The sequence below is a fragment of the Gordonia sp. NPDC003422 genome, from assembly GCF_053588675.1.
This window is the reverse complement of sequence record NZ_JBSFQL010000001.1, coordinates 134,784-146,766: the sequence shown is the minus strand read 5'-3', so window position 1 is coordinate 146,766 and position 11,983 is coordinate 134,784. Positions and strand designations below refer to the sequence as shown.

The window sequence follows — 11,983 nt, the reverse complement described above, 5'->3', positions numbered from 1 at the left end:
GGTCAGTACCCTCGCGACATGACATCGACCGCGACATCGGTGAACGGGTCGAGGCACCGCGACCTCGCACGATTGCGGGACCGCCTGGCCGCCCTACGGCACGACGCGCTGACTGCCGAAGGCGCCGCGTCCGACGCCATCGCGGGCGTACATCCGTCGCATCGCGCGAGTGCCGCCAACATCATCCACTACTGCGCGTTGCGCGCCCATGACCTTCGTGACCTGCAACTCGAACTGAGCGCAGAAGGGCTGTCGTCCCTGGGGCGCATGGAGTCGGGGGTGATGCGCAATCTGGATGCGGTCATCCGCATCCTCGACGACGTACTCGGCAGGTCCGAACCCGCCGACGACGCAACCGCCGATGCCCCTGAGCCCGGCCCTGGACCACTCGCCGAGAACGCGGTCGCCCTGCTCGGTCCGTCGCCGGTCGGTCGGCCGACGAGAATCATGGTCACCATGCCGTCGGACGCCGCTCTCGACACCGCGCTCACCGTCGAGTGTGCCGCAGCAGGAATGGATCTCGCCCGCATCAACTGCGCTCACGACGATCCGGTGGCCTGGCGGTCGATGGCCGCCCATGTGCACGCAGCGCGCGCCGACGCTCGGGTGGCGATGGACCTCGCCGGGCCCAAGCTGCGCACCGGTCCGATCGCGCCCGGGCCGCAGGTCCTCAAGGTCCGTCCAACCCGCAATCTGCTCGGTGAGGTGCTCGTCCCGGCACGGTTCTGGGCCGGCGAGGCGCCGATCCGGTCGGAGGTGCTCGACGCGGCACCCGTCGGCGACGCTCGATGGCTCGCAGGTCGGTCGATCGGAGAGGAGGTGCGGCTCATCGATGCGCGCGGTCGTCGACGGGATCTGCGGGTCCTCGAGATCGCGTCGAACGGGGTGCTGCTGGGCACCGACCGCACCATGTACCTGACGCCCGGTCTGAGGTTGCGGGCGAGCGACAGGTCGACGGCGAAGATCGGCTCGCTGCCCGCGGTCGCGCAGGCCCTGCGGGTGCACACCGGCGACAGCATCGCCCTGACCGCCGACCTCACCCCGGTGATCCCGTCAGACGATGGCCGCCACCGCATCGGATGCACCCTGCCCGAGGTGTTCTCGGCGGTTCGTCCGGGCGATCGGGTCTACTTCGACGACGGCAAGATCGAGGGTGTGGTGGCTGCGGTGTCGTCGGGAGAGGTTCCCGAGGTGGACGTCGAGGTCGTGCGAGCCGCACCGGGCGGCAGCAAGTTGCGTGAGGCCAAGGGCATCAACCTGCCCGACACCGAATTGCCCACGGCCGCACTGACCGACGACGACATCGCCGCGCTGCGCACCGTCGTGGAGATCGCCGACCTGGTGAATCTGTCGTTCGTGCGCAGCGCCGGGGATGTCGCGGACATGCAGCGTCGGCTCGGCGAACTCGGCGCGACCGATCTCGGCCTGGTGGTCAAGATCGAGACGATGGCCTGCTTCAAGCGGCTGCCCGCGATACTGCTGCAGCTGCTGCGGACCCGACGTGTCGGTGTGATGATCGCGCGTGGTGACCTCGCCGTCGAAGCGGGTTTCGAGCGGCTCGCCGAGGTCCAGGAGGAGATTCTGTGGTTGTGCGAGGCCGCGCACGTGCCGGTCATCTGGGCGACCGAGGTTCTCGACAACCTCGCCGACTCCGGCCTGCCGACGCGGGCCGAGATCACTGACGCGGCCGCGGGCAATCGCGCCGAGTGCGTGATGCTCAACAAGGGTCCGCACATCGTCGAAGCGATCGAGTCGTTGAATCGCATCCTCTCGCGGATGACCCGGCATCTCGACAAGAAACGCCCGCTGCTCGGAAGGCTGCCGGCGTGGGATCCGCGCGGGTGACGGGCGATATCCTGATATCAGTCGATCCTCAGGAGGGGCTGTGCCAGACATTCTCATCACGGGCCTGTCGGACGCCGCGGTGGCCCAGATCGATCGGCAGGCTAACGCGCTGGGCTTGTCGCGCAACGAGTTTCTGCGACGCCAGATCGAGGATCAGGTAGCCGGTCGCTCCGATACCACTTTCACGTCCGATACCACTTTCACGGTCGCCGACCTCCGGCGCGCAAGCGACGCTGTCAGCGACTTGCTCGACGACGAGGTCATGGACAGCGCGCGGCGCTGAGAGGCTGGCTCATCTTCTCTTGGCGGCCACCGCGGGACTGAACCCCGATCCGAAGAGTTCGACGACCGGGCCTCTGACCTGGGCAAATACGCTTGCGTCGTGCCCGAAAAACTTAGGGGAAGAACTTCTTCCCCTAAGTTCCAAGTCGTCCCCGCGAAATTTCGTGGGGAGGACTCCAAGGGTAGGGGAAGAAGTTTCTTCCCCTATTTTCTGTGCGGCTTCTTGCCGGACGACGCCGCGTTGTTCCCCGCCTCCACGATCGACAACGACGTCGGCTGGTGGTCGCCGCGTCGCAGAGTTCCCGTGAGCTGCTTCCTCGGCCGGCCTCGACGGTAACAAGCGATCGACGCGCGCGTGAACAGTCGCTGCTCTTTTGCCACCACTGGAGTGCCTGGCGCGTCAAACGGCAACCTTTGTCGTCTCATGGAACAATCACGCCAACGACTGACGTTGATCACCACGAATGTCACCCTTCGTTCATCACGACGACGGTGCCCGTCCACGTGCGGGAACCGGATTTTGACCTGTACAAACTCGGTCGGTAGAGTGGATCGTCGGTGCCCGGCACATGCTGGGCCAGTCCGCATGCCCTCCGATCGGGGAGCGTGTGACTGACAGGCGAATCCGCTGTCGAGCGTTTGACACGCCCGACCCCGGGGTAGCGATAAATGTACTGACCAGCGCAAACGTGCTGGTGGGGCGAGTTGTGGAAGCGGCCGAACCGGGACATCTCGGACTTGGCCGCTTGCCCGGAGCACCAACCACGACGAGACAACACAACAGAGGAAAGAACACCTAAGTGCCAACCATCAATCAGCTGGTCCGCAAGGGCCGCCAGGACAAGGCTGCCAAGACCAAGACCGCAGCCCTCAAGGGAAGCCCGCAGCGTCGCGGCGTGTGCACCCGCGTCTACACCACCACCCCGAAGAAGCCGAACTCGGCACTGCGCAAGGTCGCCCGTGTGCGTCTGACCAGCGCGGTCGAGGTCACCGCCTACATTCCGGGCGAAGGCCACAACCTGCAGGAGCACTCGATGGTGCTCGTCCGCGGCGGTCGTGTGAAGGACCTCCCCGGTGTGCGTTACAAGATCATCCGCGGCTCGCTCGACACCCAGGGTGTCAAGGACCGCAAGCAGGCCCGCAGCCGCTACGGCGCCAAGAAGGGGAACTGATAAGCGATGCCACGTAAAGGACCCGCACCCAAGCGCCCCCTCATCAACGACCCCGTCTACGGTTCGCCGCTGGTCACCCAGCTGGTCAACAAGATCCTGCTGGACGGCAAGAAGTCGACCGCCGAGCGCATCGTCTACGGCGCCCTTGAGCAGGCCCGCGACAAGACCGGCACCGATCCGGTCGTCACCCTCAAGCGCGCACTCGACAACGTCAAGCCGACCCTCGAGGTGAAGAGCCGCCGTGTCGGTGGTGCCACCTACCAGGTGCCGGTCGAGGTCAAGCCGGGCCGCGCGAACACCCTCGCGCTGCGTTGGCTGGTGACCTTCAGCCGTCAGCGTCGGGAGAAGACCATGGTCGAGCGCCTGGCCAACGAGCTGCTCGACGCCTCCAACGGTCTCGGTGCTTCGGTGAAGCGCCGCGAGGACACCCACAAGATGGCCGAGGCCAACCGGGCGTTCGCGCACTACCGCTGGTGACCGTTCGCTTCGCGTGATCGCCACCACGGCCCTCACGCGAAGCCGACAGCCCTTTTCCACAGATATTCCCGAAGGGACGAGATGGCACAGGAAGTGCTCAGCGACCTGAACAAGGTTCGCAACATCGGCATCATGGCCCACATCGATGCCGGTAAGACCACCGCTACCGAGCGGATCCTCTTCTACACCGGTGTGAACTACAAGATCGGTGAAACCCACGACGGTGCTTCGACCACCGACTGGATGGAGCAGGAGAAGGAGCGGGGGATCACCATCACCTCCGCCGCGGTGACCTGTTTCTGGAACAAGAACCAGATCAACATCATCGACACCCCGGGACACGTCGACTTCACCGTCGAGGTGGAGCGCAGCCTGCGCGTGCTCGACGGTGCCGTTGCCGTGTTCGACGGCAAGGAAGGTGTCGAGCCGCAGTCCGAGCAGGTCTGGCGGCAGGCCGAGAAGTACGACGTCCCGCGCATCTGCTTCGTCAACAAGATGGACAAGCTCGGTGCCGACTTCTTCTTCACCGTGCGCACCATCGAGGAGCGTCTCGGTGCCAAGCCGCTGGTTCTGCAGCTGCCGATCGGTGCCGAGGACAACTTCGACGGCGTCGTCGACCTGATCGAGCAGAAGGCGATCACCTGGCGTGGCACCGTCGAGATCGGTGCCGAGCCGACCTACGAGGAGATCCCCGCCGATCTCGTCGATCAGGCAGCCGAGTACCGCGAGAAGCTGCTCGAGACGGTCGCCGAGACCGACGAGGCGCTGCTCGAGAAGTACTTCGGCGGTGAGGAACTCACCAAGGAAGAGATCCAGGGCGCGGTTCGCAAGCTCACGATTGCTCGCGAGTACTACCCGGTGATCTGCGGTTCGGCGTTCAAGAACAAGGGCATTCAGCCCATGCTCGACGCCGTCATCGCTTACCTCCCGTCGCCGCTCGACGTCCCCTCGGTCGAGGGTCACGCCGTCGGCAACGAAGAGGAGATCCTCTCGCGCAAGCCGTCGGCCGACGAGCCGTTCTCGGCGCTCGCGTTCAAGATCGCGGCTCACCCGTTCTTCGGCAAGCTGACCTTCGTCCGCGTCTACTCGGGCCGGATCAACGCCGGCACCCAGGTGCTCAACGCCACCAAGGGCAAGAAAGAGCGCGTCGGCAAGCTCTTCCAGATGCACGCCAACAAGGAAAACCCGGTCGAGGATGCCACTGCGGGCCACATCTACGCGATGATCGGCCTCAAGGACACCACCACCGGTGACACCCTGTGCGACGCCGCGGCACCCATCGTGCTGGAGTCGATGAGCTTCCCGGACCCGGTCATCAACGTCTCGATCGAGCCGAAGACCAAGTCCGACCAGGAGAAGCTCGGCACCGCCATCCAGAAGCTCGCCGAAGAGGATCCCACCTTCTCGGTGCAGCTCGACGACGAGACCGGCCAGACCGTCATCGGCGGTATGGGCGAGCTCCACCTCGACATCCTCGTCGACCGTATGCGTCGCGAGTTCAAGGTCGAGGCCAACGTCGGCAAGCCGCAGGTGGCCTACCGCGAGACCATTCGCAAGACGGTCGACAAGCACGAGTACACCCACAAGAAGCAGACGGGTGGATCGGGCCAGTTCGCGAAGGTCATCATCAAGCTCGAGCCGCTGGTCGACGCCGAAGACGGCGCGACCTACGAGTTCGACAATGCGGTCACCGGTGGCCGCGTTCCGCGCGAGTACATCCCATCCGTGGATGCCGGTGCGCAGGACGCGATGCAGTACGGTGTGCTCGCCGGTTACCCGCTGGTCAACTTGAAGGTCACCCTGCTCGACGGTCAGTACCACGACGTCGACTCCTCGGAAATGGCCTTCAAGATCGCCGGCTCGCAGGCTCTGAAAGAGGCTGCGAAGATGGCGTCCCCGGTCATCCTGGAGCCGATCATGGCCGTCGAGGTCACGACTCCGGAGGACTACATGGGTGACGTGATCGGCGACCTGAACTCCCGCCGTGGCCAGATCCAGGCCATGGAGGAGCGCAGCGGTGCACGTGTCGTCAAGGCACAGGTTCCGCTGTCGGAGATGTTCGGCTACATCGGCGACCTTCGGTCGAAGACCCAGGGCCGGGCTAACTACTCCATGGTGTTCGACTCGTACGCGGAAGTTCCGTCGAACGTGTCGAAGGAAATCATCGCAAAGGCAACCGGCGAGTAAGTCGCCCAGCCAGAGCGGGATGCGCCGGCCACACAACAAGCGGGCGCAAACAACGTAAGTACACAAACCCCTGCTGGGATCCGCCCAGCAGAGCAACACAGTCCAGGAGGACAATCAAGTGGCGAAGGCGAAGTTCGAGCGGACCAAGCCGCACGTGAACATCGGCACCATCGGTCACGTCGACCACGGCAAGACCACCCTGACCGCGGCCATCACCAAGGTGCTGCACGACAAGTACCCGGACCTCAACAAGAGCTTCGCGTTCGACCAGATCGACAAGGCTCCTGAAGAGAAGGCTCGTGGTATCACGATCAACATCTCGCACGTCGAGTACGAGACCGAGAAGCGTCACTACGCACACGTCGACGCCCCCGGTCACGCCGACTACATCAAGAACATGATCACCGGTGCGGCTCAGATGGACGGCGCGATTCTCGTGGTCGCCGCCACCGACGGTCCGATGCCGCAGACCCGTGAGCACGTGCTGCTGGCCCGCCAGGTCGGCGTGCCTTACATCCTGGTCGCCCTGAACAAGGCCGACATGGTCGACGACGAAGAGATCATCGAGCTCGTCGAGATGGAGGTCCGCGAACTGCTGGCCGCCCAGGAGTTCGACGAGGAAGCCCCCGTCGTCAAGGTGTCGGCGCTCAAGGCCCTCGAGGGTGACCCCGAGTGGACCAAGTCGGTCGAGGAGCTCATGGCTGCCGTCGACGAGTCGATCCCGGACCCGGTCCGCGAGACCGACAAGCCGTTCCTGATGCCCGTCGAGGACGTCTTCACCATCACCGGCCGCGGCACCGTGGTCACCGGTCGTGTGGAGCGCGGCGAGGTCAACGTGAACGAGGAAGTCGAGATCGTCGGCATCCGCGAGAAGTCCACCAAGACCACCGTCACCGGTATCGAGATGTTCCACAAGCTCCTCGATTCGGCGCAGGCGGGCGACAACGCCGGTCTGCTGCTCCGCGGCCTCAAGCGTGAGGACGTCGAGCGCGGTCAGGTCATCGTGAAGCCGGGCACCACGACCCCGCACACCGAGTTCGAGGGCCAGGCCTACATCCTGTCCAAGGACGAGGGCGGCCGTCACACCCCGTTCTTCAACAACTACCGTCCGCAGTTCTACTTCCGTACCACCGACGTGACCGGCGTCGTGACCCTCCCCGAGGGCACCGAAATGGTCATGCCGGGCGACAACACCGAGATGAGCGTCAAGCTCATCCAGCCGGTCGCCATGGACGAGGGCCTGCGTTTCGCCATCCGCGAGGGTGGCCGCACCGTCGGTGCGGGTCGAGTCACCAAGATCGTCAAGTAGCGACGATTTCCCGCGCCCGAGGAGGTCACGTGAGAGCGTGGTCCTTCAGGCGCGGGCCTGCGTCGCGGATCGTCAAGTGATTCACTGACTCACTGAGTCGACAAGGCGCCCGGTCACGAAAGTGACCGGGCGCCTTTGCTTGTCAGGTCAGGTCCGACGGAGTCCAGGTGGGCCAGGCCGGGTATCCAACTGGAACGCCGTGGCCATAGGTCGCCACCAAAAGGTACGGCGTCCGGGCGAGATGGTTGGCGAAAAACTCTGCGCGGTCGACGCGGTCGCGGGCACGGGCGACAAGTGGCCATAACCGGTCGTAGCGTTCGCGGATCTTGTGCTCAGGGACTTCGTGTCCGCCCCGGCGCACGCGTTCGGCCACACGCTGCACGGTCAGATCGACCGGCACGAGGATCATGTGCAGGTGAACGAGGTAGCCGCGTCGGAGTGCGTCGTCAACGAGGTCGTTCTTGCTGGGATGACTGAACACGGTCTCGGTGATGAAAGACTTTTGCGCAATGAGGAGTTCGCCACGCTGTGCCGCCGCAGCCCGTGAGGCCTCATAAGCATGTTCCGGCTCAGCGCCCGGCCACCGCTGATGCGCGATCACGTCGGCATTGACGAACGGCAGTCCTGTGACGGGTCGCAGGACACGCTCGACGTAGGTGGTCTTACCGGAGCCATTGGGTCCCGCGAGGACGTGCAGGACGGGCATCAGTCGTGGGTGGGCCGGATGACGACGTCGCCTGTGTCATCCGATTCGGACCACGATTCTCCCGACTCCGTGAATTCCGCTTCGAAGTCGAGCGCCTCTCGGCGCTCGGTGATCCGTTGGTCCCACTCGGCGCGAACGATCGCCTGTTCGCGTTCGGAGAGGTCGTCGTAGGAGCCGTCGCCGGCCAATACCCACTGGACATCACGCTGACTGACGCCAGGCGAGGATTCCAGTTCGCGGCCGATGCGGATCCAGCGATTGATCTGCTGGACGGCGCTGCGATGCTGCACCTGCGCGTCGGCGACCGCAGCATTCCACAGATCTTCATCGACTCGCGTTGGTCGAGACGAACCGGTCATGGAGAGAGTGTATCGAAATGATACGCCCGCTGATTGCACGCGGCATCGATCCGGTGTGATCTGCGCATCTCTTCCGGCAGTTGCGCACTCACTCCGTAGTAAGGTTTGTGAGCTCTTACTTAGGTAAGGCTTACTAGTTCCTGTGAGGATAGTGTCGAGTGAAGTTGTGGATGCCGGTTCTCGGAGCGATCGCCGCGGCGGTGGCGATCGTAGTGGTAGTGCCGACGGGGACCGCCGGTGCGGCACCCGCACCGAAGATGAGCATGACGACAGGGCCGGCGTCGGTGTCGGTGTCCGACGACGGGCAATCGGTGTTGGTCAACCTGAGTGAGGGGATGTTCCGGAAGTCGGCCTCCGGTGACGCTCTGCTGCTGGTGGATTCGCGGGGCGCTGAGCGCAAGCGTCTTCCGCTGCTCGCCGATCTCGGGGATCAGGTCGTGCGGATTGCGCCGACGCTGTCCGCTGATTCGCGGTCGGTGCGGATGGTTCCCGTCGCCGAGCGCACGCAGCCGCAGACGAACCAGCCATCGGGTCATGACAAGAAGTCGCCACAGAACAAGCCGAGAAAGCTCAATGCCAACCGGGCATGGGACGAGATGTGGAAGCAACTCAAGGCCGATTGGCCGTGCGCGTCGCACTACGCCGCGACCGGCTCGCTCATCGGGGCGTTGATCGGAGCCTTGGTGGGGTCCCTGTTCTTCATCTTCGGTGCGATCTACGGTGCGCTGATCGGCGCGTACTACGGCGTGTCCATCGGTGTGCAGGTCGGCTACCAGACGTGCAACAAGGGCGCCGGCTACAAGGCGATCGGAAACTGGCAGCAGGCGCTGCTGCGAGGCTCGGTCACCGTCAAGTAGTCATGGTCTGCGCGGGTGCCCGGTCACGAAAGTGGCCGGGCACCTTTGCTATTGGCTAGTTCCAGCCGTACACGTAGTCGCAGAGGCCGGTGCCCCTGTCGTTGCCGCTCTTCAGGGCGGGGGTGCTGTTGAGCAGGTAATAGGTGTTGGGAGCGCCGGAGGCGATCACCGCAATGCACTGGTGCGGAATATCGCTTTGAACCTGGGTATGGAGCACCTTGACCAGATTCGGCATCTGACCCGTGTACTTGACGACCCGGAACACCGCGTCCGTGCGCTTCTTGTTCTTGTAGTCGTTGACGGGAAGTACGACATTCGACGTGGGGGCAGCCCACCGGTTCAGGTTGGTCTCCGGCTTCTTGATCGCCTTCAACGCGGTCACCGTAGCGGGATTGGCCTGTGCCATGTGGAGGTGGAGCTGGTCCTGGCCACGGGCGTCGGCGGAGTTGACTCCGATGGCCAACGGCTTGTTCGGATTCTTGTAGACCGTGGTGGTGCCCTCTTTCCAGGCGTAGCGCCAGAAGTTCAACTGCGAGCCATCCCACAGGTACGAGCACTCGATGCCCTGAATCCGGTTGGTGGGGACGAGAAGGAAATCGTCACCGAAGCCGGGGTGGTCGCCACCGGAACGAATCGAGTACAGCTTCGGATTCTGCTTCTCTGGTTGAACCACTCGGATGTTTCCGCGAGTGTCGGGCGTGGCGCTCTTCTTCGCGTCCTTCACGCGCTCCCAGAGTTTGATGCGCGTATTGGGCGGGTTGCCCGCGACGGCGTCGGAGTAGTGTCCGCAACCTGCGGGTGGCGGTGCTGCCGAGGCCATGGGAGCCGAACCGACGCCCACGGCGGTGGCGCCGACCACGGCTCCGATGGCGATGGCCACGAACGTCTTACGGACGCTCCGATCCGAGAAGTGGAAGTGGTGCAACATATCGGCCCTTCTCGCCGAGGAGCCCCGGGGGTGGCTCACCTGACGCGAGAGTTTGCCACCGAAAAAGGCCATACGCTGCCGGAACGACGATATTGACCCAACCTGTTCATCTGCCACGTTCTATGGTTCTGCCATGACCATGTTCGGCGAATCGGGTTCGGGCCCACGTACCCCGCGGTCGGTGTGGACGTTCTTGAGCACCTTCGGTTTCGTGATGCTGTGTGGCATCGTCGGTCCGATCTTTCTGGTGGCCTACTTCCTCATCGACGAACCCGGCATCGAGTGGATGCTCTGGACCGGTCTCGGGATCACGATCCTCGACGTCGCGCTCGGCATCGGTCTGGGCTTGATGTCGTCGAGCGGGAACCAGCGATCCAGCAGATTGCGGGCCACCGGCCGTGCCGCGATCGCCGACATCACGTCCATCCAGCAGACCAACGTCGAGATCAACGACCAACCACTCATGAAGCTGGGCTTGCACATTCACGGCGACGACATCGTGTCCTTCGACGTCGAGAAGCGCACCGTCGTGCCGGTGTATCAGCAGGCGCTGCTGCACGGCCGTCGGCTCGCGGTGCTGGTCGATCCGGCCACCAACGAGTTCGAGATCGATTGGCAGGGAACAGCATTGCTGTCCGGGTCGGTTCCGGCGCAGTTCACCTCGGCGGAAGATGGTCGGACCTACGACATCACCGGACAATTCGAGCCGCTGAGCAAGATCCTGGCAATCCTTCAGCAGCATGGCATTTCGACGGCAGGTTCCATCGACCTGCGGTCCAATCCCGCGGCGCGCGACGAGGTGATGAGCGTCGTGCAGTCGTACATGGGCGGTGGTGACGAGAAGAAGTTGCCCCGCGAACGGTCGATCGGGGAGCGGCTCGCCGACCTCGAGGATCTCAAGGTCCGCGGGGCGATCACCGACGCCGAGTACGCCGAGGCGCGCGGTCGAATCCTCGGGTCGATCTGATCCGACAGCACAGAGGTTGCAGTTCGACGCCGGTGCCGCGTCAAACTGCAACCTCTGTCTGCCACGAACGGGTGGTCGTTCGGTGAGGTGAAACGCCCAGTTCACAGAGGTGAGCGGGTCTAAGATGCGCCCATGGGATTGTTCGGTGACTCGGGGCCCAATCCCCGGCGATCGGGTCTGGCGGGGATGTTCTCCGGCGGGCTGTCCGACATCGCGTCGTCGTTGACCCAGGCCGTCCAGCAATCCGGCGGTACGGCCGCACAGCACCTGGCGATGCGCCCGACGAGCTGCGTCGCCATGGCCGAGATCATGTCGATGACGCAGACGGGCATGCAGGTCAACCATCAGCCGATGATGGTGCTCGGTGTGCGTGTTCAGGGCGACGGCATCGCTGCGTTCGACGCCGAGAAGCGGACGGTGGTACCGCTCTTCCAGCAGGCCCTGCTGCATCAGCGCCGACTCGTCGTGGTGGTCGACGCGGCCACGCGAGAGTTCGAGATCGACTGGCAGGGAACATCTTTGCTGGCCGGATCGGTCCCGGCGCGGTTCACCTCGGCCGAGGACGGTCGCACCTACGACATCACGGGGCAGGCCGAGCCGCTGCTCGCGATCCTGCAGGTCCTGCATCGCTACCGGATTCCGGTGTCGGGATCGATCGACCTGCGGTCCAATCCGCAGGCGCGCGCCGAAGTCATGGAGGTCGTCCGGGGGTATCGGGCCGGCGGTGGTCGTGATGCCGGCGACGACGACGATCGCAGCGTCGAAGAGCGACTGACCGAACTCGAGGGGCTCCGGCAGCGTGGCCTGATCAGTGACGACGAGTACTCACAAACGCGTCATCGCATTCTCGGCTCTCTCTGAGCTGCGAGCCCACAAGTAACTCTAGTAACACAC

Annotated in this window: 12 protein-coding genes; 9 read left to right on the top strand and 3 right to left on the bottom strand. The window is 64.3% G+C overall.

Annotated features, from left to right (window positions below; translation table 11 throughout):
- Positions 1–18: 18 nt before the first annotated feature.
- The 6 genes from ACWDTF_RS00485 (at position 19) to tuf (ending at position 7,272) form a co-directional block, all read left to right on the top strand.
- Positions 19–1,845 (top strand): pyruvate kinase, encoded by a 1,827-nt coding sequence (locus ACWDTF_RS00485; protein WP_240862517.1) that lies wholly within the window; start codon positions 19–21, stop codon positions 1,843–1,845.
- Positions 1,846–1,885: 40 nt separating this feature from the next.
- Positions 1,886–2,128, top strand: a complete 243-nt coding sequence (gene vapB / locus ACWDTF_RS00480) for a type II toxin-antitoxin system VapB family antitoxin (RefSeq protein ID WP_240862516.1) — start codon at positions 1,886–1,888, stop codon at positions 2,126–2,128.
- Between the two features lie 799 nt (positions 2,129–2,927).
- Positions 2,928–3,299, top strand: a complete 372-nt coding sequence (rpsL, locus tag ACWDTF_RS00475; protein WP_240862513.1) for a 30S ribosomal protein S12 — start codon at positions 2,928–2,930, stop codon at positions 3,297–3,299.
- 6 nt (positions 3,300–3,305) lie between these two features.
- Entirely contained in the window at positions 3,306–3,776 is a 471-nt protein-coding gene (gene rpsG / locus ACWDTF_RS00470) for a 30S ribosomal protein S7 (RefSeq protein ID WP_006335166.1), read from the top strand.
- A gap of 81 nt (positions 3,777–3,857) precedes the next feature.
- Positions 3,858–5,963, top strand: a complete 2,106-nt coding sequence (gene fusA / locus ACWDTF_RS00465) for an elongation factor G (RefSeq protein WP_240862511.1) — start codon at positions 3,858–3,860, stop codon at positions 5,961–5,963.
- 118 nt (positions 5,964–6,081) lie between these two features.
- Positions 6,082–7,272 (top strand): elongation factor Tu, encoded by a 1,191-nt coding sequence (gene tuf / locus ACWDTF_RS00460; protein ID WP_240862509.1) that lies wholly within the window; start codon positions 6,082–6,084, stop codon positions 7,270–7,272.
- A 142-nt stretch (positions 7,273–7,414) separates the two neighbouring features.
- Here tuf and ACWDTF_RS00455 read toward each other — a convergent pair whose 3' ends face one another.
- Positions 7,415–7,978 carry an AAA family ATPase gene (locus tag ACWDTF_RS00455; protein ID WP_240862506.1) on the bottom strand — a complete coding sequence of 188 codons (564 nt, stop codon included), beginning with the start codon at positions 7,976–7,978 and terminating at the stop codon, positions 7,415–7,417.
- Positions 7,978–8,337: a TA system antitoxin ParD family protein gene (locus tag ACWDTF_RS00450; protein WP_355279230.1), complete on the bottom strand. Its 360-nt coding sequence runs from the start codon at positions 8,335–8,337 to the stop codon at positions 7,978–7,980. The genes ACWDTF_RS00455 and ACWDTF_RS00450 overlap by 1 nt, the downstream gene beginning before the upstream one ends.
- Before the next feature lie 158 nt (positions 8,338–8,495).
- Between ACWDTF_RS00450 and ACWDTF_RS00445 the strand changes: the two genes are divergently transcribed.
- Positions 8,496–9,194 (top strand): DUF6861 domain-containing protein, encoded by a 699-nt coding sequence (locus ACWDTF_RS00445; protein WP_240862502.1) that lies wholly within the window; start codon positions 8,496–8,498, stop codon positions 9,192–9,194.
- 55 nt (positions 9,195–9,249) lie between these two features.
- On the opposite strand, the gene ACWDTF_RS00440 is transcribed toward ACWDTF_RS00445, so the two are convergent.
- Positions 9,250–10,122, bottom strand: coding sequence for a CDP-diacylglycerol diphosphatase (locus ACWDTF_RS00440; protein ID WP_355279224.1), 873 nt, complete (start codon positions 10,120–10,122; stop codon positions 9,250–9,252).
- A 133-nt stretch (positions 10,123–10,255) separates the two neighbouring features.
- Here ACWDTF_RS00440 and ACWDTF_RS00435 point away from each other — a divergent pair, with 133 nt between their 5' ends.
- Both ACWDTF_RS00435 and ACWDTF_RS00430 read left to right on the top strand, forming a co-directional pair.
- Positions 10,256–11,089 (top strand): SHOCT domain-containing protein, encoded by an 834-nt coding sequence (locus tag ACWDTF_RS00435; protein WP_355279221.1) that lies wholly within the window; start codon positions 10,256–10,258, stop codon positions 11,087–11,089.
- 132 nt (positions 11,090–11,221) lie between these two features.
- Positions 11,222–11,950 carry an SHOCT domain-containing protein gene (locus ACWDTF_RS00430; RefSeq protein WP_240862497.1) on the top strand — a complete coding sequence of 243 codons (729 nt, stop codon included), beginning with the start codon at positions 11,222–11,224 and terminating at the stop codon, positions 11,948–11,950.
- The last annotated feature ends 33 nt before the right edge of the window (positions 11,951–11,983 follow it).